The following is a 26134-nucleotide window of genomic DNA, read 5'->3' as shown; positions in this document are numbered from 1 at the left end:
CGAGCACCCCTACCTGATACTTCTCTTTATGACGCAATGTTTCATTCAGACGGAAGGGACTGCCGGACCACTTCCGCGGCCCGGCGCAGCATGGGCTCCTGATCCTGCGCCCAACGGTCGACGACGGTGATCGCCTTCAGTCTGTCGTGCCCGGTGAGGCGTGCAATCATTGGCCCGACGACGTCGGCCGCGAGTGGACCCGCCAGCGATTCTGTCTGCGAACTCCGCAGGAAACCTTCAATCCTCGTCAGATCACTGTTCCGGAGCAGTGCAACGCTCGACTGCAAAAGGACCACTGCAGCGAGTCGCCGCTCGAAAGCCGGTGAAATTCCCCAGAGCTCGGAGCTGAGGAAGGCCACCTCATCGTGTGTCAGATGCCTGAATTTGCGGCGGGCATCACGAACGGCGCCCCGGACGGCGCCAACCGAAGCACCGTAGTAGCGCAGCCCGTCGTCGAGCGCGTTCAGGAAATCGGCCCGCTCCCACGACGCTTCACGCTGGAGCGCGGCATCAATGAAGTCCGCTGCCTCACTCAAGGATCAGAGGCGTGGATTTTCGGGGCTACCTCCGGGGGCCTGCGGGCCACTCCCGGGGGCCTGCGGTCCGTCGCCGGGACCGCCGAGGTGCTTCTGCGCCTGGCCGCGGGCGTTCTGGATCTTGTCCTGGTGCTTGCCCTTGGTGGCTTTATCAGCAGCCTCGGCGACCCGATCCACCACCTTGCTGCCCATTTCCCTGGACTTGGGGCTGTTCAGGGCCTCCCTGACCTTGGGGTTACGCGCAAGTCCCATTGCAATTTTGCCGAGCGATCCGAATGAAGCCATGACCAATTCCTTCTTTCACGTGTTTGGGTGTCCTGTGACTACCAACGTGGTCCTACCGGGAATTGTCCCCGCAATCGGCCCGCGCGGAAAGCAGAAACGGCCCGCAGGTGCAGGAACGCCGATTCGAACCGGCGTTCCTGCCCCTGCGGGCCGTCTTTGCGAAGGGGTTTTACTGCTCCAGCTTCATGGCCTTGCGCAGTGACAGCGCACCGCCGCTCTGCATGATGGCCCGGCGGTAGATCTTCTCGCCGAGGTAAAGGAGCGCGAATGCCGCAGCCAGCGCGATTCCCAGTGACAGGATCGGCTCCCACAGTGCCACTTCCGAGTTCAGCATGCGGATCGGCATTGCCACCGATGACACCACCGGCATGTAGGACGCGACCACCAGCAGCTGCCCGGAGGCAAACAACCCCGCACCCAGCGCCGCGAAGATGAGGACCATGACCGGCGTGGAATTGCTCGACAGGTCCTCCGGCCGGCTTGCCAGGGAACCCAGCACCGCCCAGATGGACGCGAGGATCAGGAACCCGAACAGGAAGAACACGAGGAACCAGCCCGAGGCAGGGATGATGCTTCCCACGAGGTCCGCCGTACCGGTCAGGTTCAGGGCCAGCAGAGCCGCGCCGCCATACAACGCGAGCTGCACCATGGCCAGGACCGTGTTGCCGAGCACCTTCCCGTACAACAGCTGCCGGACGGGTATCGCCGTGGCGAGAATCTCCACCACCCGGTTCTGCTTCTCCTCCACCACCGAATTGGCGATAGCCATTCCGAAGATGATGGACGCCATATAGAACAGGAAACTGAAGGCAAACCCGGCAACATCTGCCACGGCCTGGTTCTCCGCACTGCCCTCAAGCAGCGACTCCTCCAGCTCAGAACCGGCGAGCAGCTCCTCCGGGGACGTTCCGGCCGCGGCCGCGTTGGTTTCCAGCATGTACGCCTCCAGCGACGCACCGATTCCGGTGTTCAGCCCCCTGGAAACCTCGTTCTTGCCCGTCAGAGTCCAACTGCCGTCGTCGCCCCGGATGAGTGCCGCATCGGCTTCCTCTGCCCGGACCTCCTCGAGCGCTGCTTCCTCCGACTCGGCGACAATCGCCGAGAAGGTGGTGTTGCCGTCGTCGGCCCGGCCTTCCTCGTCTGCGAGCGCGACGACCGACTGTCCCGCCTCCGAAGTTATCGCCACTGTGAAATCCTCACCGCGGCTGGACATGTAGGCGTTGAACACGACGCCGGCGACAATCAGCACCAGCGTCACAATCGTGGAGATCGCGAACCCGCGGTCCTTCGCCTTGACCATGACCTCACGCAGCGTGACGATCAGCCAGGCCGGCTGCCCGTTGCGCCCTGATGGGGACGACGACGGCGGCTCCTGCTGCAGCTGCTGTTTTTGTTGGTGCCTGGTTTCGGTGCTCACTGGGATACCCCCCGGTAGATTTCGCTCAGGCTTGGCCTGATCCTGCTGAACTCCTGCACGCTTCCCCGCGCCATGGCGGCGGCAAGGAGCCGCTGCGCGTCGTCGTCGTGTTCCAGCTCGACGACGGCGTCCTGGCCGGCGACGTCGATGACCTTTACGGCGGTTTCCTCCCGGACCCAGCCGGCGTCGGGTGAGACGGTCAGCCTGTGACGGCGGGGAGCGGTAGCGCGGAGTTCATCGCCGGTGCCGGCAGCCACCAGTCGGCCCTTCTGCAGTACCACCAGGTTGTCGCAGAGACGGTCCACGAGGTCGAGCTGGTGGCTGGAGAAGAGGACGGGGACGCCCTGAGCCGTGTGCTCGCGGAGGAGGTCCACCATGGAGTCCACCGCAATGGGGTCGAGCCCGGAGAACGGTTCGTCGAGAACGAGGACCGAGGGCCGGTGCAGGAGTGACGCCGCAATCTGCACCCGCTGCTGGTTGCCGAGTGACAGGGACTCCAGCTTGTCCTTTCCGCGGTCGCCGAGCTGGAACCGCTCCAGCAGGTCCTGTGCGCGGGACCGGGCATCGGTCTGGCTCATCCGGTGCAGTTGGCCCAGGTAGACGAGCTGATCGAGGATGGGCTGTTTCGGGTAGAGGCCGCGTTCTTCCGGCATGTACCCGAACGTGGCGCGGTCGTCTGCCGTGACCGGGCGGCCGTCCACGAGGACGCTGCCCGCATGCGCGGTGAGCACGCCCATGATCATGCGCATGGTCGTGGTTTTGCCAGCGCCGTTGGCCCCCACGAAACCGGTCATTTTCCCCGAGGGAACTGTGAAACTAACGTCGTCGACGGCGGTGTTCTCGCCGAAACGCCGGGTCAGGTTCTGCACCTGCAGCATTGGGTTTCCTCCCGTTTGATCCTTCTGTCATCAACAGTAGGCAAGCCGGGTGCGGGGCGGATGAGCCGTAAGGCGGAACCTTCATTCCCCCGGACGGATGAGCCCGCTCTCATAGGCGAAGACGACAGCCTGCACCCGGTCCCGGACCTGGATCTTGGCGAGCAGGGAGGAGACGTGGGATTTCACGGTGGCTTCGGCAAGATAGAGCTTCCGGGCCAGCTCGGCGTTGCTCAGCCCAGAAGCCATACACTCCAGGACCTCCTTTTCCCGCTGGGTCAGTGTCGCGAGGAGGGTCTGCTGACGTTGCTGGTGCGGGCTGGGCTGCTTATCCGCCTGCGCCGGAGCCTGGCTGCCGAGCTGGTCCGCGAAGCGCTCGATGACGCGGAGGGTAACCTCCGGGGCAAGCAGCGCATACCCGCCGGCAACAGCCTGCACTGCCGCGACGAGGTCCTCCGGATCGGCGTTCTTGAGCAGGAACCCGCTCGCGCCGCCGCGGATTGCGTCGAAGAGGTAGTCATCGCGTTCGAAGGTGGTGAGGATGATGACTTTCCCCCGGCCCGCCGCCGTGATCTGTTCGGTAGCCCGGATTCCGTCCAGCACTGGCATCTGCACGTCCATGAGGATGATGTCGACGTCGTTGGCGGCCACGAAGTCCACTGCTTCCTGCCCATTGGTTACCTGGCCCACCACCTCGATGTCGTCCTCGATGGAGAGCATCGTTGCGAAGCCGGCGCGAACCAGTCCCTGGTCATCGGCGAGCAGCACTCGAATCTTGTTCATTGCGTTCTTTCTCGGGAAGTTTCGCTGGAGGAAGGGACGGGTCTAGTGCAGCAGGAAACGAGCACGAACACGCCAGCCGCCGTCCGAGCGCGGCCCGATTTCCACCGTCCCCCGGTGCAGCGCGGCGCGTTCGCGAATGCCCTGTAATCCGTACCCGGAGCCTGCCTCCACGTGCTGCCTGGGCCTGCCGTTGTCCACGGTCTCCAGCTCTACCCAGCGCTCCCCGTCCGTGCACCACGTGCGCAGGGTCATGACCGCAGCGGACGCAGTCGAATGCCGTCGGACATTGGTGAGGGATTCCTGGGCCGTCCGGTACAGGGACAGCGCCAGCGGTGCCGATACCTCATCGAGAGCCCCTGGTGCGTCCTCCACCCGCGCGAAGGCGACATCAAGGCCACCGTCCAGTTCGCTCTTGGCCAGCACCTCAATATCGGCGAGTCCGGGCTCCGGATGGCGCCCGCCGTCGTCATCCGTGTCCTGTGTTGCCGCCTCCGAGCGCAGCACGCCGAGGAGATTGCGCATGTCCGTGACGGCCTGGCGGCTGGCCTGTTCGATGGTGCGCAGCGATTCCGCGGCGACCTCCGGCTTACGGTCCATCACCCGACGCGCCGCTCCCGCCTGGACTCCGATGACGGACACGTGATGGGCGACGACGTCGTGCAGTTCACGGGCGATCCGCAGGCGCTCTTCGATGACCGCACGGCGTGCGAGTTCCGCCGATTGCCGGGCGATCTGTGCTGCCTGTTCGGCCAACTGTGTGCGTTGGAGTGCGTTGCGCCAGGACGACATGCCCGCCAGGATGGCACCGCCGAAGTACGCGAAGTTCACGATGAAGTTGTAGAGCGCTGCAGAGGTCAGCGTGTCGAGAATGCCCCGCCACGTCTCGTCTCCCTCGGAAACCTGCTCCAGCAGCCCGTCATACGTGTTCGAAACGGTCAGCGAAAGGATCAGCCACAACGTCATGGCGACCACCACAACCGTGGTTCCGAGCCACAACACCCTGCGGTCTTTCGCCCAGGCCACCGCCGAGTAAAGCGACGCGAAGTACGCCACCTGGTAGGAAAGTTGCAGCGAAAGCGCCGGAATCCAGAGACTGAGGATGATGAAGAGCGCCGACATCACCAGCATCACCGCAACCGGGAAACGCCGCCTGAACACCAGGGGGAAGATCATCAGCGCAAGCACGGCGTGCTGCAGCCAGATAGGGCTGCGCTCCTCCGCCATGGCCCCGACTCCGCGGCTCAGCTCAAGCGTCACTGCGCTGACCAGGAAGAAGACCACGACGCCGGTCACGTCCCTGCGCAGCTGCTCGGCAGTAGGGCCGGGCCGCTCCCACCGGCTTTCCTCGGCCTCCATTCCGGGTGTGAGGCGATTGAGTATGTTCAGCATGACGACGTACAGCACCCTCCGGATTGTTCCTGCGTCAGTGTAGCGAGCGGCACCGACAAACCGGCTCCGCCGCAAGGTCTAATCCCAACGGATGAGCGGCTACGGGCCGAAGAACTTATGCCGTTCGTCACAGATTGCCCGCGGGCGTTATCAGCTGCCGGAAGCGGCGGCTATCCTAGCTGCATCACCGCATCCGGGCTGCCGACGTCAACGTCGCGCGGATCTGTGCGGCGAACCGATCAACTGAACTGCCGCACTCCCACCCTGGAAGCTTCGCGGCAAACGCCGGACAACCCGGCGAGAGAGAGGACCTGATCATCGTGGATCACAACCCTTCCGTCACCCGCGACACCTGGATGAGCCGGGAGGCTCTCGCCGAGGGGATGATTCCCGTCATCGGCCGCCTCTACCGCGAGAACAACGTGGTTACCAGCATCCATGGGCGCAGCCTCATCAACAAGTCCACCATGGGCATTTTGAAGGCCCATCGGTTTGCACGGCGCATGAGCAAGGAAGAGCTGCTCCTCGAAGAGACCGCTCCCCTGCTGCGCACCCTCGCAGAGTTGAACCTCGGAGCAGCGTCGATTGACGTTGCCCGCCTCGCACAGAAATACCGGACGGACGGCGCCGGTGCCTCCCTGGAGGAGTTCCTCCGGACGGAACTTGCCGACGTCGTCGGAAAGCGCGGCGCGGACGCAAGGACGAGCACCGACGTCGTTCTCTACGGTTTCGGGCGCATCGGCCGCCTGGTGGCCCGGTTGTTGATCGAGAAGGCAGGCGGCGGGCACGGCCTCTGCCTGCGGGCGATAGTAGTGCGCAAGGGGGCTGAAAACGACCTCATGAAGCGCGGCAGCCTGCTGCGCCGTGACTCGGTGCACGGCTCCTTCGAGGGCAGCATCCAGGTGGACGAGGAAACCAACACCATCACAGCCAACGGTGTAAGCATTCAGGTCATCTACTCGAATGACCCGACCACCATCGACTACACCGCCTACGGCATCAACAACGCGCTGGTTGTCGACAACACCGGCCGGTGGCGTGACGAGGATGGCCTCAGCCAGCACCTGCAGAGTAAAGGCGTTGCGAAGGTCCTCCTGACCGCGCCGGGCAAGGGCTCCCTGAAGAACATCGTCCACGGCATCAACCACACGGACATCGCCGCGGATGACCGCATCATCACCGCGGCATCGTGCACCACCAACGCCATCACCCCGGTCCTCAAGGCAATCAATGACGAGTTCGGCGTGGTGCACGGGCATGTGGAGACGGTGCACTCGTTCACCAATGACCAGAACCTGATCGACAACTTTCACAAGGGCGACCGCCGCGGACGCTCCGCTGCCCTGAACATGGTCATCACGGAGACCGGTGCGGCCAAGGCCGTGGCCAAGGCACTGCCCGAGCTGCAGGGCAAGCTCACCGGCAGTTCCATCCGCGTGCCTACCCCGGACGTCTCGATCGCGATCCTGAACCTGTCACTCGAGAACGAAACGACAAAGGACGACGTCAACGACTTCCTCCGCGAGATGTCGCTGCACTCCGACCTGCGCAAGCAACTGGACTACATCGATTCCCCGGACGTCGTCTCCACCGACTTCGTGGGCTCGCGCCGCTCCGGCACGGTCGACGGCCTCGCCACCATCTGCAACGACAAGAACCTGGTGCTCTACGTCTGGTATGACAACGAGTTCGGCTACAGCTGCCAGGTCGTGCGCGTGATGGAGGAGATGGCAGGCGTGCACGCGCCGTCGTTCCCCGCGAAGGAAGCCATCCCGACGGCGGAGCTTGCCGCGAGCGTTTAGCTTCCGCGCGCTGCGGTCGCCTTCGGCGGCGAGCGTTCAGCCGCTGCGCAGAAGCGCCGGTCAGTGACGCGATCGTGGGGATGTCCCCACGATCCTGCCACTCACCGGCGCTTCTGCGGTTGTAATTGCAGCTAGCCGGTGAAGAGCGCGGCCACCCGGGTGAGGGTTGTGAAGATTCCGTAGGCCAGGGGCACCGCCACCAGTGCCCACACGACGGTCAGTCGAGCCTTGCTGATTTCCATCTCATGCCTCCATTGCGGGTTCGGCGGTCTTCTTGGGTTCGTGGAAGCTTGAATCCACGGACTTGATCATCAGGTTGGCGATAAATCCGATGATCAGCAGGCCAACCATGGTCAGCAGGGCCGGCTGGTAATCGGCAGCAACAAGCTCTCCCGGGGTGCCCCTTGCATCGAGGAACCCGTTCACGATCAGCGGCCCGGCAATGCCGGCGGCCGACCAGGCGGTCAGGAGGCGGCCATGGATCGCGCCCACCTCAAAGGTGCCGAAGAGATCGCGGAGGTACGCGGGCACGGTGGAGAAGCCGCCGCCGTAGAAGGAGATGATCACGAAGGCCAGCAGCACGTAGAGCACCGTGGTGGAGGATCCGGCGAGAGCAAGCACTGTATACAGCACCGCGCCGACGCCGAGGTAGACCATATAGATGCGCTTGCGGCCAATGTGGTCGGACAGGGTTGACCATCCGAAGCGGCCGGCCATGTTGCCGATGGACAGCAGGCCCACGAAGCCGCCCGCTACAGCCGCGGACACCGCGCTGGCGCCGTCTGCCTGTCGGAAGAAGTCCTGGATCATCGGTGCGGCCTGTTCAAGAATGCCGATTCCCGCGGTCACGTTGCAGAACAGCGCGATCCAGATCAGCCAGAACTGCTTGGTACGAATGGCGTTCTTCGCGGAGACGTTGTCGCTGGTGACCAGTGCCTTGGACTTCAGGGTGCTCGGATCGAAGCCGTCCGGCCGCCAATCGGCAGCGGGAACCTTGATGGTGAAGGCTCCGAAGACCATGTAGATGAGGTAGATGACCGCGAGGGTCACAAAGAGCATGCCGACGGCTTCGCCGCTCGCTACCCAACCGTCCGTGCCGGAATCAGGGTCGAACATCCTCAGCAGCTGCGTGGAAAGCGGGCTCGCGATCAGCGCGCCGCCGCCGAAGCCCATGATGGCCATACCGGTAGCGAGGCCGGGCCGGTCGGGGAACCACTTGATCAGCGTTGAAACGGGCGAGATGTAGCCGATGCCCAGCCCGATTCCACCGATCACGCCGTAACCGAGGTACACCAGCCAGAGCTGGTTGGTGAAAATGCCGAGGGCGCCGACCAGAAAGCCGCTCACCCAGAACATCGCAGAGGTGAACATGGCTTTACGCGGCCCGTTGCGGTCCACCCAGGTGCCCATCACCGCTGCGGACAATCCGAGCATCACGATGGCGATGGAGAAGATCAGGCCGATCTCGGTCAGGCTCGCGTCAAAGTGCTCCACGAGTGCCGTCTTGTAGACACTGGTGGCGTAGGCCTGCCCGATGCACAGATGCACGGCGAGCGCCGCGGGCGGGATCAGCCATCGGTTGAATCCGGGTGGAGCAATTGTGTGTTCCCTATCGAGCCAGCTCATGAACTGAATGCCTCTCCCTTGCGCGTATGGACGGCGTCGTCCGCTCGGCCCCCACCATGGAACATTGTGCATGAGGTCACATATTGCCTGAGGCAAACATAACCGGCGTGCGCCGAACGGTCATTTCTGCGCGATAAGCGGTAGAGCCGCCCCTTATCGCTGGACAGCGCGCACCAGCGAATCGAACCGGGCAGAGCCGGGCAGGTCTTCAATGAGCACGACGCCGTCCGGTCCTGCCAGCGGAATCTGCCAGTTGGGATACTGCTCGGCTGTGGTTCCCGGCTGGTTCTGGGTGCGTTCCTCCCCCACCGCGTCGGTCAGCGCCACGCCGAGGAGAACCGACGGTGTGCGCGCGATGAAGGAATGCATCGCTTCAACCGTCTCCTGGACGCTGGCGGGCTCAGTGCCGGTCGTGGAGCGGACGAGCGAAAGCACCTGCTCCTGGGTTTCCCGGTCGGCGGCCTTCTCCTCCTCCACGGATCGGCCCAGCAAGCCGAGTTGCTCGCGCAGTTCCACATGCCTGCCGGCGAGATACCCCGCGCTTGGCGGAAGGTCGTGGGTGGTGACAGTGGTGAGGCACGCCGTCCGGTACTGCTCCGCCGGGCGGGGCTCGTCGTCGTCGTACTCAAACCACAGGATCGAGGTGCCGAGCACGCCGCGCTCGGCCAGGTACTCCTGCACGCCCGGCTCGAAGACTCCGAGGTCCTCCCCGACGACGACGGCGCCCGCCCGCTCCGCTTCAAGCGCGAGGATGCCGATGAGCGCCTCGTGGTCGTAGTACACGTAGGCGCCGTCGCCGGGCATGGAGCCCTGCGGAATCCACCACAGCCGGAACAGGCCCAGGATGTGGTCGATCCGGATGCCGCCCGCATGGCGGAGGATGGTTCGCAGCATGTCACGGTACGCCGCGTAGCCGGACTCCGCGAGTCGTTCCGGGTGCCACGGCGGCTGCGCCCAGTCCTGGCCCTGCTGGTTGAACATGTCCGGCGGGGCACCGACGCTGATGCCGGATGCCAGCACATCCTGCAGGGTCCAGGCGTCAGCACCGGCGGGGTGGACGCCCACGGCGAGATCGTGCATGATGCCGAGGTTCATCCCGGCATCCGCCGCTGCGTGCTGGGCTGCTTCGAGCTGTTCGTCGCAGAGCCACTGCAGCCAGGCGTGGAACTCGATGCGCCCCTCGAGCTCGGTTCGCTGCGCCTCAAGGAACTCGGGGTCGCTCCACTCGCGGGCTCCCTCGGGGAGCTTTTCAGCGAGCGCGGACCACAGGGCGAAGTTCTCCAGCCCCGGCCCGGCCTCGGAGCGGAACCGCCGGAACGCTTCGTTCCGCTCAGGGTGGCGCGGGACGGCGAAGACGAGTTCGAGCGCCTGCAGTTTGGCGGCGTAGCTCGGATCGCGCTCGATAACCTCCGCGTTGCCGTTAGCTGCCTTGAATGATGCAGCCAGGTCGCGGACGGTCTTCGCGTCGGCATCGGGAAGGCCGTCGAACTCGGCAATGTTCTCAACGCGAAGGTAGATGGGATTGAAGAACCGGCGTGTGCTCGGCAGGTAGGGGGATGCCTCGACAGGCGGCTTGGGCTGCGCGGCGTGCAGCGGGTTGATCAGCACGAATCCCGCACCCTTCGCGGCGGAAATTTCTGAGACTCGCGCGAGGTCATCGAGGTCCCCGATACCCCACGACGACCGCGACCGCACCGAGTACAGCTGCGCCATGAGCCCCCAGGTCCGGGTCAGCCGATCGGCCGTGCTGAGTTTCCGCGGGGTTCCAACGAGCGCGCAACGCGTTTCGGTAGACCCGTCAGTCACTACAAGCGAGTGCCAGCCGAGCGGGAGGTCGAGCGGGATCTCCACCGTGAACCGGCTGACGCTCGTTCCGTCCACGTCCTGCTTCTGTGCTGACCCGACTGTCAGCGGCCGTTCAGTCCCGTCTTCCAACACGATCCGGACGGAGGGAGTTGATCCGGTCGGCACACTGACCGGCACCGTGGTGGGATCACCCTCCCGAACGACGACGGCGGGAGGCAGCGTACGCAGCCACGGCGCAAGTTCAGCCGCCCGAAGGGAGGAAGCGACGTCGTCGTCATCTGCGCAGGGAACGCCCAGCGCGGTAAGGACCGCGGTCAGGGTTGCATCGCTGACCGTTTGCGGCGTGCCGTCCCAGCCTTTGAAGGTGGTTCCGACCTGGTGCTGCCCGGCGAGCTGCGCCAGAGGTGTGAGCTGAGCCATCTTCCTAATCTATTGGTTCAGCTCAGTTCCTGCTGGACGTGGGAGATCCCGCTCCACCGGGACTGGTTTCTCGGCGAAGTAGTCGGGCCGCGTTTCCTACTCGGGAGTAGCATTTACCCATGGCCGGGTTCCGGCTGGCGGAGCCTGCCGTTGAAGGGGGCTGCCATGAGCGCCGAAGCACTTCACGAGAACGTCGACGAGCGCACTTCCCGGGAGGTGGCCGAGTCCGCCCGGGAAACGGAATGGAACCGGCCGAGCTTCGCGAAAGGTCTCTACCTGGGGCGCTGCGACCTGTCCCTGATACACCCCCGCCCCTCCTCCGCTTCCGGCAACAGCGACGACGGCGAGGAGTTCCTCTCCCGACTCACGTCGCTGCTGGCCAGGGTGGACGGACAAGTCATCGAGCGGGATTCACGCATCCCGGATGAGTACCTTCGCGACCTTGCAGCACTCGGTGTTTTCGGCATCAAGATCCCCAGGGAGTACGGCGGCCTGGGCCTGTCGCTGGCCTACTACGGTCGCGCCCTCATGCTGCTCAGTTCCGTTCACCCCAGCCTGGGCGCCCTGGTTTCGGCCCATCAGTCCATTGGGGTTCCCGAGCCGGTCCGCATGTTCGGCACGCCGGAACAGAAGCGCGAATATCTCCCCCGCTGCGCCTCCGGCGCGATCTCCGCCTTCCTGCTCACCGAGCCCGACGTCGGCTCCGATCCCGCCCGCATGAGCGCCACGGCCACCCGCAACGACGACGACGGCACCTACGTGCTCAACGGCAGCAAACTCTGGACCACCAATGGAGTTATCGCCGAGCTGGTGGTGGTGATGGCGAAGGTGCCGGCGCACAACGGCGGAGCCGGCGGCATTTCCGCTTTCGTTGTGGAAGCAGATACCCCGGGCGTGACGGTGACACACCGCAACGCCTTCATGGGTCTGCGCGGGATCGAGAACGGCGTTACCCGGTTCGAGAACGTCCGCATTCCGATCGCGAACCGTCTGGGCAAGGAAGGCCAGGGCCTCAAGATCGCGCTCACCACCCTGAACACGGGCAGGCTCTCGATCCCGGCGAACTGCGCGGCGGCCGGCAAATGGTCGCTGAAAATCGCCCGGGAGTGGTCGACGGCCCGTGTGCAGTGGGGGCGGCCGATCGGCAAGCATGAGGCAGTCGCGCAGAAGATTTCCTTCATAGCTGCCACAGCATTCGCGCTGGAATCCGTCTTCGAGCTCTCGGCAGCCCTCGCCGATTCGGGCCAGAAAGACGTGCGGATCGAAGCTGCGCTGGCGAAACTCTGGTCAAGCGAGATGGCCTACCGGATCGCCGATGAACTGGTGCAGATCCGCGGTGGCCGAGGGTATGAGACTGCCGCGTCCCTCAAGGCCCGCGGGGAGTGTGCGGTCCCGGTGGAGCAACAGTTGCGCGACCTGCGGATCAACCGGATCTTCGAGGGTTCCTCGGAGATCATGCACCTGCTCATTGCCCGCGAGGCAGTGGACGCCCACCTGGCAGCGGCAGGTGATCTGGCGTCGTCGGACGCTGACCTTTTGGCGAAAGCAAAGGCAGCCGGCAGCGCCAGCAGTTTTTACGCCGGTTGGCTGCCGCGTCTGCTGGCCGGGCCCGGGCTGTCTCCGCGCTCCTACACCGACTTCGGGCGGCTCGCCGGGCACGTGCGCTACGTTGAGCGGGCGTCGCGGCGCCTTGCCCGGCACACCTTCCTCGGCATGGCCAGATGGCAGGCAAAGCTTGAGCACCGCCAGGTGTTTCTTGGGCGAATTGTGGACATCGGCGCGGAACTCTTCGCGATGGCGGCGACGTGCTCGCATGCGAAGCACCTTGAGAAGCAAGGCAGGGATGAAGCCGGCAACCTCGCGGACGTCTTCTGCCGGCAATCGCGGCTGCGGATCGAACAGTTGTTCACCGACCTGTGGAGGAATACGGACAGCGCCGATTCCCGCCTGGCACGGAGCGTCCTCGACGGCAGCCTTGAGTGGCTTGAAGAAGGCATCCTCGACCAGTCGGACGGAACCGGCCCCTGGATCGCCGAACCGGGCGGAACGTCATCCGACGCGGAGAATCTACACCGCAACTACCGTTGACTACCGCGCCCACTCGTGCGGAGCAGGACGCCGGGTGCTGGGAAGCGCGGTATTGATGCGCCACTCGTGAATCCACTCCGGAAGCACCATCTCCGCCGGAGGATTCCCCAACGCCTCGAAAATCTCCTCATTCGGCACCGGCCCCTTTGAGCCGAGCAGGCGGGTGGCGATGTACGCGCGTGCATAGACCTCGCCGCCATGCACCATTCGCTGCTCAAAGAAGATGGCCCGCTCGTCGAAGCCCAGAATCCGCGTCTCGATGGTGTAGCGCTGACCCAGCTGAAGCGACTTCCGGAACGTGATCGTTTCGGCATTGACCACCGGGCCCCAGCCATTGCGGCGCATCACCTTCCATACGCCGCTGCGGATCATGAGATCGAACCTGCCGAGGTCCATCAACGACAGGTACATTCCGTTGTTCACATGCATGGCGATGTCGATGTCCGTCAGCTGAACCCGGAGCGGCAACGAAGCCGAATCCCAGATGCTCACCTTCGACCGGCGACGGGAGGCGAAGAGGATCCAGAGGGTCCGAAAAATCAAGTGCATTTTGCCATATTACCCGCCGGTAACAACTCTTTTCTGCTCCGAAATCATGGTGAACCAGGTCACTTTATTAGCCAAACTGGGTGCGACCTTGGAATAGTGGGCGGCTGCACTCAGCCAGTTCCAAGAATTCTGTGAAAGGAACCCATGACTGACCAGACCTTCCAATACCTTGCCATGGCGCTTTACATGGCCGCCATGCTGGGGATCGGCTGGTACGCCTACCGGAAAACGTCCGATCTCGACGATTACATGCTCGCCGGCCGCGGGCTCAAGCCCGGCGTAGCGGCGCTCAGCGCAGGAGCTTCCGACATGTCGGGTTGGCTGCTGCTCGGACTCCCCGGCGCGATTTACCTGTCCGGCCTTATTGAGGTCTGGATCGCCATCGGCCTGACCATCGGCGCGTGGCTCAACTGGAAGTTCGTGGCTCCCCGGCTGCGCAGCTACACCGAGGTCTCGAACAACTCGATCACGGTGCCGAGCTTCCTCGAGAACCGGTTGAAGGACCGTTCACGCGTCCTCCGCGTTGTCTCCGGCGTCATCATCCTGGTGTTCTTCACCTTCTACGTGTCCTCGGGCATGGTTGCAGGCGGCACCTTCTTCGAGTCGTCCTTCAACTCCAACTACACCCTCGGCATGATTCTCGTCGCCGCTGTCACCATTGCCTACACACTGTTCGGCGGCTTCATGGGAGCCACCTTCACTGACGTAGCCCAGGGCATCCTCATGCTCATTGCGCTGCTCACGGTGCCGATCATCGGGTTCATCAACGTCGGCGGCCTTACCGGAATGACCGATTCCATCCGCGCCGTCGACCCCTCGATGCTCAACTTCGTAGCCGGCGGTTCAATCCTCGCCATCATTTCGGCTGCAGCCTGGGGCCTCGGCTACTTCGGCCAGCCGCACATCATTGTCCGCTTCATGGCGCTGCGGTCCCCGCAGGACGCCAAGGCCGGACGCCGCATCGGCATCGGTTGGATGATCCTCACAGTCTTCGGCGCCGTTGCCACCGCACTGGTGGGTATCGCCTACTTCGAGCAGAACCCGCAGCTGACTCTCGCGGATCCCGAGGCCGTGTTCCTGGCGCTTTCGCAGGCCTTCTTCCACCCCTTCGTTGCAGGCATTGTCCTCGCCGCCGTCCTTGCGGCGATCATGAGCACCATCTCGTCGCAACTCGTGGTGTGCTCCTCCGCACTGGTCGAGGACCTGTACAACATGGTGTCCAAGAAGAACCTCACCCCGAAGCAGGGTGTCATCCTGGGCCGGCTCGGCGTGCTGGTGGTTGCGATCGTAGCGATCATCCTGGCGTCCGGCCGCAACGAGTCGATCCTTGCACTGGTCGCCTTCGCGTGGGCCGGGTTCGGAGCGTCCTTCGGCCCGACCGTGCTGCTCTCGCTCTTCTGGCGGAAGCTGACCATGCCGGGCGCCCTGTCCGGAATGGTTGTCGGCGCCATCATCGTCTTCGCCTGGGGCAACTCGCCGCTGGCCGCGACCATGTACGAGATTGTGCCGGCGTTCTTCGCAAACCTGGTTGTCGCCGTCGTCGTCAGCCGGCTGACCTGGAAGCCGAACCCGGAGATCGAAGCCGAGTTCGACGCGGCCGTCCAAGGCGTCTCGGACCGCAAGGAAACCGTTACCGTTTCCTAGCCTCATTCCGCATCGACTCCCTACCTGCTTTCCGGCGGGTAGGGAGTCGATCTGCATTAAGGGCACGACGACGACGGCGCACTCACCAGCCGCTGCGGGTTGGCGTATGCCCCTTCCGCGCTTCCTCCGGCATAGACATTTCCGCCCGGAAGCCAAGGAGGCGAATCGGCCGTTCCGGCTCGATCTTCCCGACGAGGTTCAGAGCCTGGGCAAGCACGTCCTCGCGGTCGAAGGTCTCTGCTATCCGTCTGGCGTAGGTCTTGGTGAAGAACGGCGCGTACCGCACTTTGAGTGTCAGCCCGATCACCGGCCGGCCCTCGGCAATCACGTCCTCGAGAACCCGCGCCACAAGTTCCCGGACGGCTTCATCCACCTGCACCGGTTCAGTCAGATCCTGCTGGTAGGTGGTTTCCCTGCTGTGTCCGCGGGCAACCCACGGGGTGTCATCGACCGTCCGTTCGCCGTCACCCCGTCCCAGTTGGGCATACCAGGGACCCATCTTCGGACCGAATTCCGGAACAAGGTCCGCAGGATCGCAGGCGGCGAGCTGCGCAACGGTCGTGATATCGAGTTTGGCGAGACGGCCCGAAACCTTCGACCCGACTCCCCACAGGTCAATGGTGGGCCGGTCCCCCATCACCGCCAACCAGTTCTCAACGGTGAGGCGGAAAACACCGGCAGGCTTTGCAAACCCCGTGGCAATCTTGGCGCGCACCAGTGTGTCGCCGATACCGACGCTGCAGTGCAGGCTGGTGCTCTCCAGCACCGCGTCGTGCAAGCCCCGCGCGTAGGTTTCCGGGTCAGCTGTGCTCACTCCCATGAAGGCTTCATCCCAGCCCAGCACCTGCACGGTGGCTCCCGGCTGGGCACGCAGGGTGGCCATGACAGCGTCCGAGGCGGCGAGATAGGCCTCGGAATCCACCGGCAGAATCACGGCATCCGGCACCTTGCGGGCGGCGACACGCAGCGGCATCCCGGAGCCGACACCGAATGCGCGCGCCTCGTAGGACGCTGTCGATACAACCGCACGTTCGGTGGGATCCCCGCGCCCGCCGACGATCACCGGCTTCCCTGCCAGCTCGGGCCGACGCAGCACCTCCACCGCGGCAATGAACTGGTCCAGATCCACGTGCAGCACCCACTGGTTTTCGCCTTGGCTCACGGTCCCAGTCTGCCCGCACGGCCCTTTCCGCACCACTGTTTTTCCCGTCACGCTCGGGTCACCGGATTGACGCACTACCGTCCCAGCTAGAAAGCTGGGAAAGAAGTTGCACACCCGAACGATACGAGGAGAACATGACTGACGCAGCGGCACCCACCATCGAGCTCCTTAGCGGCGCCTCCATTCCGGTGCTCGGGCTGGGCACCTGGCCGCTCGACGACGACGAGGCAGCCGTCGCCGTCGAACAGGCAGTGTCAGTTGGTTACCGTCTCTTCGACACCGCGGAGAATTACGGCAACGAGGCCGGCGTCGGAGAGGGGATCCGACGGTCGGGAATCGACCGGGATCAGGTTTTCATCACCACCAAGTTCAACAAGCAGTGGCACAGCGTCGACGGCGTCCGGAAGGCTTACGAGCAGAGCGCCGCCCGGCTGGGCGTCGACTACATAGACCTGCTGCTGGTGCACTGGCCCAATCCGGACCAGGACCGCTACGTCGACGCCGTCAAGGGACTCGCGGCACTGCGCGAGGACGGGCTGGTCCGGGCCATCGGCGTCTCGAACTTCAAGCCGGCGCACCTGCAGCGGGTGCTTGACGAGGGCCTGGTGCCCGACGTCAACCAGATCCAGCTGGACCCACGCCATACCCGGCCCGAGTCGCGGCACTTCCATGCCAGGCACGGGATCGTGACGGAGTCCTGGAGCCCGCTCGGCAAGGGCGGCAACCTGCTGCAGGATCCCGCCGTAGATCAACTCGCGGACAAGTACGGCATGACACCGGCACAGATTGTCCTGCGCTGGCACATCCAGCTCGGGCTGGTGGCCATCCCCAAGTCCGCCAACCCGCTGCGCATCAAGCAGAACATCAATCTATTCGGCTTCGAACTCACCCAGGACGAAGTTGAATCGCTGTCTGCGCTGGACACCGGCGACGGCGACCTCACCGACTCGGATTCCTTCGGTCACTAGCGCAAGACCGGAAGTTTTGTGCACTTCTGGTGGCTTCTGCTGGGGCGAAGTCACCAGAGGTGGACAAAACTTCAGGGCCAGAGGACCTCGCGCCTCCAGCCCGCGCCTCTGCGCAAATACCGGAGGCGCGTGTGGCGGCGCTCCGCATCCGCCTGCCAGAACTCCACCTGTTCCGGCGCCACCGTGTAGACGGTCCACGTCGCCGATCCCTTATGCTCGATTCCGGCCAGCTCACGCTCGACGGCGGCACTCACCGACTCGCCCTCCCGAAGAACATCGCTCTGCTGCCCTGCCAGCACCAGAGCACGCGCAGCAGGATGACGACGGCGGAAGTCAGCGTCGTTCTCCTCAGCGGTTCCCGGCGTCACGGCGCCGCTGACGCGAACCTGCCGGCCCACCTCCTGCCAGAAAAAAGTCAGCGCTGCATAGGGCGTCCCGTGCAGTTGCCGCCCCTTGGGGCTCCCGCTGCTGGTGGCGAACGAGAATCCGTGATCGTCGAGGTCCCTAAGGATGACCACGCGCGCGGCCGGGCGGCCGTCGTCGTCGACTGTTGAGACGGTGACTGCATGCGGGGCGGGAACACCGCCGTCGATCGCGGCGCCCAGCCACTCGGTGAACAGGTTCAGGGGTGAATCAGGCGCAGCGGCCGGGTCAAACGGCTGCATCTGGTCGGGGAAGACGGGCAGTCCGCGCAGCAGGTTTTGGACGGGTGTGCTCATGCTCAGAGCCTACGCTTTGCCACCGGCCGGCCGAGCAGGGAGCGGGCTGCGTTGCTAACCTCGAAAGATGTCATTCCAGGACCCGGAGAACGAAGACCATCATGTCGGTACCCGCGACCTGACCAGATGGACGACGCCGGTCGGCCGGTTCCTGGTCACGTGCGTTCGGGCTGTTGCGCAGTGGATCGGGCCGCGGTGGGCACTTCTGTTGCTGCTCGCTGTAGGAATCGGTGCCGCGATATCGCTCACCGTCGCATCAGCGGAGGTTTACGAAGCGGTGGCGGAGGAAGACGGAATCGCTGCCCTGGACCAGCCGGCGCTCAATGCGGCACTGGAACTGCGTTCGCCCTGGCTCAACGAGGCGGCGACCGCGTTCACCCACCTGGGCGGACCGGTGGGGATGCCCATCCTCGCCACCTGTGCAGTGCTTGCGCTGACTCTGGTTCGCCGGTCATTCACACCGTTCATCCTGATGGTCGTCGCCGCCGGAGGATCGCTGCTGATGACGGTCCTCGGCAAGGACGCCATCGGTCGGCTGCGGCCCGATCTCCAGTTCGCGGTGCCGCCGTTTGAGCTGTCGCCGTCGTTTCCCAGCGGGCACACGCTGAACGCTGTCGTCATCTCGGGCATCACCGCGTACCTGCTGGTACTGCGGCAGCATTCCAAACGGGCCCGGGCACTGACCATCACCGCGGCCATCGTCTTCGCGTTCATCATGGGGCTGACCCGCGTGTATCTCGGGCATCACTGGGTTACGGACGTAGCGGTCGCGTGGACGCTGGGTCTGGCCTGGATGGCCCTCGTCATCACGGCTCACCGGCTGCTGCTGACGTTCCGGAATTACCGGCGGGAGCGCCGGGCCGGGCCGGTTACCTAGGGCTCCGGTTTCCCAACGCTCCGGCTGCCCAACGCTCCGGTTTCCTAGGGCTGCGCCTCCCGCTCGAGCCGCACGTACTCCCGCAGCAGCTCGAGGGCGTGAGTGTTTCCCTCGGCTGTCAGTGCCTTCTCCATCGATTCCGCCAATGGCTCGCCGCCCGGGAACGGCGGTCCAACACCACGGTTGACGAGGAGACGGCACGGCTGAAGACCGCCGCCAAGACCGTCCAGGCTGAACTCCAGAAACGCGCCGACTCCGCAACCGGCGACGCAAGGGCAGTTCTTGAAGCCACGGCCATGATGGCTGCGGATCCAATGCTCCTGAAGTCGGCCAACGCGCTCATCGTGGCCGGCACGTCAGCCGAGCGCGCGGTATGGGAGGCGGGCGCCCAGGTCGCGGACATGCTCCGCGGCCTGGGCGGCTACATGGCCGAACGAACCCAGGACGTTCTGGACGTCCGCTCGCGGGTGGTCGCTGAACTGCGCGGCCAGCCGGCTCCCGGCATTCCCACGGCGGACCACCCGTTCGTCCTCGCCGCGGAGGACCTTGCGCCGGCCGATACCGCCACGCTCAACCCGGAACGGGTTCTGGCACTGATCACTTCCTCCGGCGGCCCCCAGTCCCACACGGCCATCCTGGCGCGTGCACTGGGGCTGCCCGCCGTGGTCGCCGCCCGCGGGGTTGAGGACATCGAGGACGGCACGGAAGTCTTCGTCGACGGCGCCGCCGGGACAGTGCTTACCGGGCCGGGTGACGTCGAGCGCACGGCAGCCGTCATCTGGGCTGAACAGGCGCGCTCCCTCGGCACCTACAGCGGTACCTGCACGACGACGGACGGGCACCGCGTGCCGCTGCTCGCCAACGTTGGGGCAGGTGCTGATGCCCGCAAGGCGGCCGAAGCCGGTGCCGAAGGCGTAGGACTTCTGCGCACGGAATTCTGTTTCCTCGACCGGGACACCGAGCCCACCGTCGCCGAGCAATCCGCAGCGTACCGTCAGGTGTTCGACGCGTTCCCCGACGGCAAAGTAGTGGTGCGCACACTCGACGCCGGAGCAGACAAACCCCTGCCCTTCCTGACCGACGCTTCGGAACCGAACCCTGCGCTCGGCGTTCGCGGCTACCGCACGGAGCTTTCGACGCCCGGGGTGGTCGACCGCCAGCTGAAGGCGATTGCTGAAGCAGCCGACGGCGCAACCACCGACATCTGGGTCATGGCACCCATGATTTCCACCGCGGAGGAGGCCCGGCGTTTCGCTGATTCCTGTGCAGCAGCCGGCCTCAAGGTTCCCGGCGTCATGGTGGAGGTTCCGTCAGCCGCGCTGACCTCACGCACCATCCTGCAGCACGTGAACTTCGCGTCGATCGGCACCAATGACCTCACGCAGTACGTCATGGCCGCGGACCGCCAGCTCGGACCCCTCGCCGCCCTGAACGATCCCTGGCAGCCGGCCGTCCTTGAGCTGATCCGGCTCACTGTGGCCGGTGCCGACGCCGCCCGCGGCGAGACGGATCACGACGCTCAGGACGGTGCGGGTGGGGACAAGTCAGTCGGCGTATGTGGTGAGGCTGCCGCCGATCCGGCTCTCGCCGTCGTGCTGGTTGGCCTGGGCGTTCAATCGCTGTCGATGAGTTCACGGGCACTGGCAGCCGTGGCTGCCGTGATTGGATCGGTGTCCCTCGCTGACGCACAGGAGCTGGCAGAGAAGGCTCTTGCCGCGCCCACCGCCCTCGAGGCTCGCGCAGCAGTGCGCGCCGGTCTGCCGATTCTTGAGACCCTGGGCCTGTAGGCTCGCACCAAAGCAACGGAAGGAAGATCATGATCGAACGCAAAGCAACCGTAGCCAGCCGGGTAGGGCTTCACGCCCGGCCTGCCGCCATCTTCGCTGAAGCGGCGGGAGAACTCCCCGTCGAGGTCACCATCGCCCTTGAGGGCAGCCCGGCGGATGAAGCCATGGACGCCTCATCCATCCTGTCCCTGATGAGCCTGGGCGCCGAGCACGGCAACGTGGTGGTTCTCCGCTCGGAAGATGATGGCGCAGGCGACGCCCTCGACTCTCTGGTTCGCATCCTGGAGACAGACCACGACGCCTGAGCAGGCCCTACCGGTCCGGTAACCGGCGCAGGAAACGAAATAGGTGCGTCCACCCGTTCTAATGGACGCACCTATTGCTGTGTGTAACCCGCTGACCCCCCACGGTCACCGGGAGTTACATAATCATAATTTTGACACACCATGATGAAAACGTGAACAGTGTTTCCAACTATTGACGCAATAATCATCCAAAAGGACTAACCGGCACCTCATGGTTGTCGGTGTTCATCCGCCAGGAAGTTGGCCGAGCGGCGCCCGGTCGCCCGCCTGCGGGACAGCCAGATCATCGTAAGGCCGGTCGTAACCAGGACTATTGCGCCGAAGGGCAGAATGAGGTCAGCCGCTCCCGTCCTGATGCCGGTGAACTTGAGGGCAGTATGGCCCAGGGCCATCACGAATCCGAGCGCAAGGAGAGCCGCTGCAATCCGATGCAGGGAGCGGGCCGATGTATCGCGGACACCTGCGATTGACGGACCCAGCAGGCACGCCCCGACATACGAAGGGTAGATGCGTCCCAGGTGCGAGTACCAGTGCACCGTGGACTGATCAGCGTACGCGCGCAGCCCGGTCGAGGATTCCGGCAGGTCACTCACCACAAAAAGGGTCACCGTTGCCACGACCGTAAGACCCAGGACCGCGAGGCCGACCGGCCCCCTGATTAAGGTGAGCGCACGCCTGGACCCGAAGGCGGCAGCAATACGCCCGCCCAGCAGCAACATGATGGCATAGAGAGTGAACCGGATGAGCAGGTTGGCGATATTGGTCCCGCCGAGCAGGCTGTCAACGAATAGATAGATCGGCGACAGGCTCAACGCCACCGCCACGCAGAACAGGACCAGCACGGCAAAGACGCTTCGCCCTCTGCCACGCATTGCATCCGGCAGTCGGACGCACGCGAAAATAACGCAGAGCGCGAGCGCAAGCCATTGGATAGCCATCCCGACACTCATCCGAGGTTCTCCCATAAAGCCTGGTCGCGTGTGTTGTCCTGCTCCTGTTTGCGCAGGCGTTTGCCCAGCCCGTCGAGCCGGTCCCGGGCCATCAGAATGAGCTCCGAATCAGGCAGGTCGCACAAGACCTGTTCGCGGCCGTCGTCGGCCCAGCCGCCCTCTTCAGGGGTAAGGATCCCGGTGACAACGAGTCCGTTCACCAACGAGACCCCCGATAGCCGGGCAACCTCGACGCATAGTTGCGTATTCAACCGGCCGGCGCTGAGTTGGGCCGAGAGATTCTGCGGAGCGATGCCGGTGCTTGAGGTGAGGGCGTGGCGAAGATCGCCGCGGTCGACCGCCTCGAACCAGGAGCGCACTGAATAGCGGTGTGGAAGCGGCGCCAGTTGGAAGCTCAACGGGCGGCCTACGCAGTCGGTATCCTCGCTGCGCCCCAGGACCAACCGCAGGAGGTCCATCGGGGATACCTGGCTGAGGTATTCAGCCGGAGTGGGAGGCAACATGCCGTCCTCAAGGTCCCGGTACCCGTCGAACTCACTGAGCGCCTGCACCGGTGGAATCCCGTAGGCGCGGGCAACGCTGATCACGGTTTCAAGAGAGACTTTTCCGCGAACCAGCTGCTGGGCGAGGGTGGAGCGCTTGATGTCCGCCTTGCGGCAGAGGTCTGAAACGGTTGCCTCCGGTGCTATCCGGGTACGCCACAGCTGGAATGCTTTAGCTGTGACTGTCATCATCACCCTTCAGGTGGAGTTTGACTGGACTTTTGACCCCTCCCGTGAAGTATAGTTGGGGAACTGGCTCCCCATTCTGCGATTCCCCCATACGCAGAATGGCGAGCCAGTTTCACTTTAACTCCCTTTTTCCCGACAGGCGTCCGGCAGGTGAACTACCAGCGCACCTTCTTCTCCGGCTTACCCTGCTTGCTGCTGGGGTGGATTGATTTGTTCCTCCGACCGGTGCTGTGTGCACTGTCCAGCTCGCCGAAGGCAGGGTTCTTCCGCGCGAGCGCCTCACGCGCCCGGGGATCATCCACCAGCTTCTTCGCGGCGGCTTCTGTGAGATTGACGTTCAGGGGCTGTTGATTATTCGACTGGGTCATGGCTCTCCTTCAATGGCTTTGTGACCGGCTGAGCCACTCACCTGCGGGCAACATCGAGGACGACGGCGTTCTGCCGGGTTCGATGGTGCCCGCGGTTCCGAGGGGGACCTGATCAGAGAGCGGAGCCCGGTCAAAGGACCAGGCGAACCGCAGCTCAAATCCGGGAGCAGTGGAAACGTACATGGAGGCGAGGCCTCAACACGGTCTTTTCGAATGGTGTTTGTTGTTGTTGGGACGGGCGAAGAGGCACACGTCCAGCACAATTACTCGAAAATTATTGTTCCCATGCGTTTCAACCTACACGAGCGTCCGGAGCCTTGACCAGAGCGGTTCGCGGAATTTCGTGCGCGAACACGGCCGACACTTACCCTGATGCCGCAGAACTAGTAGATTTCCAGCACAGGGTCAGGGAGGAACACATGGGCGAGAACACGCCGAACATCGACAACCGGTACAGTCCCATCTACCAGCGCGGCGGCACGGGAGCTCCGCACGCGTCCCCCGGCAGCCGCTGGACCGCTCCGGAAGAACCGCCTCACCGTCGGCAGGGCACATCTCCTGAACCGCAGCCTCCCCGTCCTGCGGAAGAGCAGGCGAACGTTGTCGAGGTAATGCCGCAAGAAGCAGCGCCTGACGCCGACACCGCCACGCCCGCAGGGAGGTTCAACCCGTTCGTGCTTATCTTGTGGCTGCTGGGAGCGGCGCTGCTTGCGCTGGGCCTGTGGGCTGTATTCGCGCCGCTTCAGGTCGATGAGACGGCAATCAACGGCCCGTTCCCGCAGTGGATTTACATCATCAGCCAGTCGGCCGGCGGCATGGTGGTCGGCGGGAGTATTTTCCTCGCAGCCGGCGCCTGGCTCAGCGCAGTCTCCTGGGAACGGCGGCACCGCATCCCGCCTCAGGATCCAGTTCGCCGTAGCAGCTAGCTGCTACGGACTGATCAGCCATCTCTGGGTTGATCAGTTCAGCGCTTCCTGACTTCTACGTCGACGTACACCAGCCGATGGTCGCTCGTCGGAAACGGGAACACCCCGGTGAGCTCTGAACCGGGCGTTCCGGCCCGCGGCCAGAAGATGCCGGCGTCGCGTACCTTCATGGACTTGGACGGCAGTACGTAATCCACACGCACGTTGCCGGCTTCGGCGTCTTCGAAGTCGGCGGTGTCCAGGGCTGGATCTCCGCGGTGCTCTGAATTCACCCTGCCCTGCAGGACCGACGCTTCAGCTGCTCCTTCTGCTGAAGGCTCCGGGTCCTGAACCTCTTTCAGCCCGAGGAGCTGGCCAATCGATCCGGGGCGGGAGTCGCCGTCCACCGGGTCGCTGTTGAGGTCGCCTAGAACCACGAAACTGGAGCGCCGGTCCAGTCCGCCGCGGGCGCCGTCGTCGTCGTAAATGTAGCGGGCGTCTTCGCCGCCGCGGATGTAGTCCGCCCAGAAGCGGATTTCATCGCTGTTCCGCCGGCCATTGCGGTCTTCCTCGCTGTCGAAGACCGGCGGCGTCGGATGGCTTGCGAGCACATGGACCGTCGCGTCGCCGATGGTCACCGGTACGTCCCAGTGCGATTTGCTGGACAGGCGAACAAGTTCAAGTTCCTCGTCGGTGAACCAGTCTGCGGCCCCGGACGTTGCGGGATCATCGGGCAGGAGGGCGTCCGGCATGTCTTTCCAGAGGAAATTCTGGAAGGTGCGGACGTTCCCGGTATCGATCGGATACTTCGAGTAGAGGACCATGCCGTACTGACCCTCGAACTGCCCGAAACCCAGCGCGTCATCCGCGCCACCAACGTTTCCGTCATTGTTCAGGTCCATCCCGCTGGGGATGCCGGTGTTGGACGGTGCAGTGTAGAGGTACGGGTAGCGGACGGGTGTCTTGCCGTTCTGGCTGACCTGGAGGTAGTTGGTGCGGAAGAGTTCGGCGGCCTCATGGCCGGCGTCGTAATCGAACTCGTTGAGCAGCACGACGTCCGGGTTATTGAGCTGGATAACCTCTGCAATCCGCTGCGCCTGCTCATTGTCGCCGGTGCTCAAATCCTCCACCAGCGCACCCTGGGCGGACCGGTTGAGACTGGCGTTGTAGGTAGCAAAACGCACTTCCTGCTTGCCCTTGCCCTGCGCAGGGGTGCCCGGACGGTCAGCATGTGCGGCGGCGGCTCCGGGCGAGGCAACGCCTACACCGGCGAAGGCCAGCGCTCCTACAGCCAGGATGGCTGCCGCCCTGCGCCGGGCTGTACGAGCTGAACCCATGGATTTTCCCCTTCGATCCCCAGTAATACCGCCAGAGACACCCCCAGTGACCGGTCCAGCCTAACTGTCTCGCCTCCGAGGGGTCGAATGGGCGCCGGCAGCACGCTCAGCCGCTTGAAATGCGTTCTCCAGATCAGCGACAGCCGATTCATAACCGGGCGCAGCGCCGTCGTCGTCCGCGTCAGCCTGCTCCCGCAGCGCCGCCGCTTTCCGCATGGCACGCACCAACTGGGCTGTTTCCGGTTGCCTGAGATCCGTCATGTCCGGGTAGTCGATAGCGACAGCCGGATCCAGTTCGTAGCTCACCCAGCGCTGCAGCACCGATTCATGGCGCGCCCGCAGCGCTGACTGAGCCTCTTCCACAGACCGACGACGACGACGCGCCGCCCGCTCCTGCTCACCGCGCCACACCCAGCCGCCGGCCAGACCGATGCCGAGCATGCCGGCGAGTCCGCTTACCGCCGCAGTCTCCGGGACTAGGACCATTGCACCGATGACAGCACCAAGGCACGCAAAACCGCCCGTAAAGCCGTACCAGAACACTCCGTCGCGGTCCTCGTCCGTCGCCAGACCGCGCGACACGGCGAACGCCGTCAAGGCAATAAGCGCGCAGATCACGACGACGGCGAGTGCCGTCTGGACCGGTAACGCCAGGAGAGCGGGCATCGGGCTTCCTTCCGGCACCGGCGTGCCGTTTGCTCGGAAAAAACCTGCACTTCCAGTACAGGCTTGATGCGCGTGGTAGTCAATGGCCGTTGCGGGAAAGCAACCTGCGCAAGAATCCGCGGCACCAGAAGCGGCACCA

25 protein-coding genes are annotated in these 26134 nt (G+C 64.4%); 8 read left to right on the top strand and 17 right to left on the bottom strand.

The annotated features are described in order from the left end of the window. Positions 1-41: 41 nt before the first annotated feature. The 6 genes from Q0877_RS11910 to Q0877_RS11885 form a co-directional block, all read right to left on the bottom strand. Entirely contained in the window at positions 42-536 is a 495-nt protein-coding gene (locus Q0877_RS11910; RefSeq protein ID WP_299168068.1) for a DNA alkylation repair protein, read from the bottom strand. Between the two features lie 3 nt (positions 537-539). Next, positions 540-821, bottom strand: coding sequence for an antitoxin (locus Q0877_RS11905; RefSeq protein WP_299168065.1), 282 nt, complete (start codon positions 819-821; stop codon positions 540-542). Between the two features lie 169 nt (positions 822-990). Continuing rightward, positions 991-2238, bottom strand: coding sequence for an ABC transporter permease (locus Q0877_RS11900; RefSeq protein ID WP_299168063.1), 1248 nt, complete (start codon positions 2236-2238; stop codon positions 991-993). Then, positions 2235-3116, bottom strand: a complete 882-nt coding sequence (locus Q0877_RS11895) for an ABC transporter ATP-binding protein (RefSeq protein WP_299168060.1) — start codon at positions 3114-3116, stop codon at positions 2235-2237. Before Q0877_RS11895 ends, Q0877_RS11900 begins: the two co-directional genes overlap by 4 nt. An 81-nt stretch (positions 3117-3197) precedes the next feature. Further along, entirely contained in the window at positions 3198-3896 is a 699-nt protein-coding gene (locus tag Q0877_RS11890; protein WP_299168058.1) for a response regulator transcription factor, read from the bottom strand. Between the two features lie 42 nt (positions 3897-3938). Next, positions 3939-5285 (bottom strand): sensor histidine kinase, encoded by a 1347-nt coding sequence (locus Q0877_RS11885; protein WP_299168056.1) that lies wholly within the window; start codon positions 5283-5285, stop codon positions 3939-3941. A gap of 320 nt (positions 5286-5605) precedes the next feature. On the opposite strand from Q0877_RS11885, the gene Q0877_RS11880 reads away from it, so the two are divergent. After that, positions 5606-7087, top strand: coding sequence for a glyceraldehyde-3-phosphate dehydrogenase (locus Q0877_RS11880; RefSeq protein WP_299168053.1), 1482 nt, complete (start codon positions 5606-5608; stop codon positions 7085-7087). 243 nt (positions 7088-7330) lie between these two features. Here the strand turns inward: Q0877_RS11880 and Q0877_RS11875 are convergent, their stop codons facing one another. Beyond that, complete coding sequence (locus tag Q0877_RS11875; protein WP_299168051.1) at positions 7331-8713, bottom strand: OFA family MFS transporter; 1383 nt, start codon at positions 8711-8713, stop codon at positions 7331-7333. A gap of 153 nt (positions 8714-8866) precedes the next feature. Continuing rightward, the gene (malQ, locus tag Q0877_RS11870; RefSeq protein WP_299168049.1) at positions 8867-10939 is read right to left on the bottom strand and encodes a 4-alpha-glucanotransferase; all 2073 of its coding nucleotides are present in this window, start codon (positions 10937-10939) and stop codon (positions 8867-8869) included. A 165-nt stretch (positions 10940-11104) separates the two neighbouring features. Here malQ and Q0877_RS11865 point away from each other — a divergent pair, with 165 nt between their 5' ends. After that, positions 11105-13027: an acyl-CoA dehydrogenase family protein gene (locus Q0877_RS11865; RefSeq protein ID WP_299168047.1), complete on the top strand. Its 1923-nt coding sequence runs from the start codon at positions 11105-11107 to the stop codon at positions 13025-13027. Here the strand turns inward: Q0877_RS11865 and Q0877_RS11860 are convergent, their stop codons facing one another. Further along, complete coding sequence (locus Q0877_RS11860) at positions 13028-13576, bottom strand: acyl-CoA thioesterase (RefSeq protein ID WP_299168045.1); 549 nt, start codon at positions 13574-13576, stop codon at positions 13028-13030. Positions 13577-13720: 144 nt separating this feature from the next. On the opposite strand from Q0877_RS11860, the gene putP reads away from it, so the two are divergent. After that, entirely contained in the window at positions 13721-15220 is a 1500-nt protein-coding gene (gene putP / locus Q0877_RS11855; protein ID WP_299168042.1) for a sodium/proline symporter PutP, read from the top strand. Positions 15221-15302: 82 nt separating this feature from the next. On the opposite strand, the gene Q0877_RS11850 is transcribed toward putP, so the two are convergent. After that, the gene (locus tag Q0877_RS11850) at positions 15303-16358 is read right to left on the bottom strand and encodes a DNA polymerase IV (RefSeq protein ID WP_299168117.1); all 1056 of its coding nucleotides are present in this window, start codon (positions 16356-16358) and stop codon (positions 15303-15305) included. 158 nt (positions 16359-16516) lie between these two features. Here Q0877_RS11850 and Q0877_RS11845 point away from each other — a divergent pair, with 158 nt between their 5' ends. Then, positions 16517-17350, top strand: a complete 834-nt coding sequence (locus tag Q0877_RS11845; RefSeq protein WP_299168040.1) for an aldo/keto reductase — start codon at positions 16517-16519, stop codon at positions 17348-17350. A 71-nt stretch (positions 17351-17421) separates the two neighbouring features. Here Q0877_RS11845 and Q0877_RS11840 read toward each other — a convergent pair whose 3' ends face one another. Beyond that, positions 17422-18069 carry a pyridoxal 5'-phosphate synthase gene (locus Q0877_RS11840; protein WP_299168039.1) on the bottom strand — a complete coding sequence of 216 codons (648 nt, stop codon included), beginning with the start codon at positions 18067-18069 and terminating at the stop codon, positions 17422-17424. Between the two features lie 67 nt (positions 18070-18136). Between Q0877_RS11840 and Q0877_RS11835 the strand changes: the two genes are divergently transcribed. The 3 genes from Q0877_RS11835 (at position 18137) to Q0877_RS11825 (ending at position 21038) form a co-directional block, all read left to right on the top strand. Then, complete coding sequence (locus Q0877_RS11835; RefSeq protein ID WP_299168037.1) at positions 18137-18946, top strand: phosphatase PAP2 family protein; 810 nt, start codon at positions 18137-18139, stop codon at positions 18944-18946. A gap of 98 nt (positions 18947-19044) precedes the next feature. Next, complete coding sequence (gene ptsP / locus Q0877_RS11830) at positions 19045-20733, top strand: phosphoenolpyruvate--protein phosphotransferase (protein WP_299168035.1); 1689 nt, start codon at positions 19045-19047, stop codon at positions 20731-20733. Positions 20734-20762: 29 nt separating this feature from the next. Next, the gene (locus Q0877_RS11825; RefSeq protein WP_299168033.1) at positions 20763-21038 is read left to right on the top strand and encodes an HPr family phosphocarrier protein; all 276 of its coding nucleotides are present in this window, start codon (positions 20763-20765) and stop codon (positions 21036-21038) included. 209 nt (positions 21039-21247) lie between these two features. On the opposite strand, the gene Q0877_RS11820 is transcribed toward Q0877_RS11825, so the two are convergent. From Q0877_RS11820 to Q0877_RS11805, 4 genes are all read right to left on the bottom strand, one after another. After that, entirely contained in the window at positions 21248-21976 is a 729-nt protein-coding gene (locus Q0877_RS11820; protein ID WP_299168031.1) for a hypothetical protein, read from the bottom strand. Between the two features lie 8 nt (positions 21977-21984). Further along, on the bottom strand, positions 21985-22722 hold the full coding sequence (locus Q0877_RS11815) for a hypothetical protein (protein ID WP_299168029.1): 738 nt from the start codon (positions 22720-22722) through the stop codon (positions 21985-21987). A 152-nt stretch (positions 22723-22874) separates the two neighbouring features. Then, positions 22875-23087: a hypothetical protein gene (locus Q0877_RS11810; RefSeq protein WP_299168027.1), complete on the bottom strand. Its 213-nt coding sequence runs from the start codon at positions 23085-23087 to the stop codon at positions 22875-22877. 9 nt (positions 23088-23096) lie between these two features. Further along, positions 23097-23270, bottom strand: a complete 174-nt coding sequence (locus tag Q0877_RS11805) for a hypothetical protein (protein ID WP_299168026.1) — start codon at positions 23268-23270, stop codon at positions 23097-23099. Between the two features lie 236 nt (positions 23271-23506). On the opposite strand from Q0877_RS11805, the gene Q0877_RS11800 reads away from it, so the two are divergent. After that, entirely contained in the window at positions 23507-24013 is a 507-nt protein-coding gene (locus tag Q0877_RS11800; RefSeq protein ID WP_299168025.1) for a hypothetical protein, read from the top strand. Between the two features lie 38 nt (positions 24014-24051). Here the strand turns inward: Q0877_RS11800 and Q0877_RS11795 are convergent, their stop codons facing one another. Next, positions 24052-25329, bottom strand: a complete 1278-nt coding sequence (locus tag Q0877_RS11795) for an endonuclease/exonuclease/phosphatase family protein (RefSeq protein ID WP_299168023.1) — start codon at positions 25327-25329, stop codon at positions 24052-24054. 60 nt (positions 25330-25389) lie between these two features. Next, on the bottom strand, positions 25390-25995 hold the full coding sequence (locus tag Q0877_RS11790; RefSeq protein WP_299168021.1) for a hypothetical protein: 606 nt from the start codon (positions 25993-25995) through the stop codon (positions 25390-25392). Positions 25996-26134 lie beyond the last annotated feature (139 nt).

This window comes from uncultured Arthrobacter sp. (assembly GCF_947495145.1).
GTDB lineage: Bacteria > Actinomycetota > Actinomycetes > Actinomycetales > Micrococcaceae > Arthrobacter_D.
This window is presented reverse-complemented; position numbering and strand designations above follow the sequence as displayed.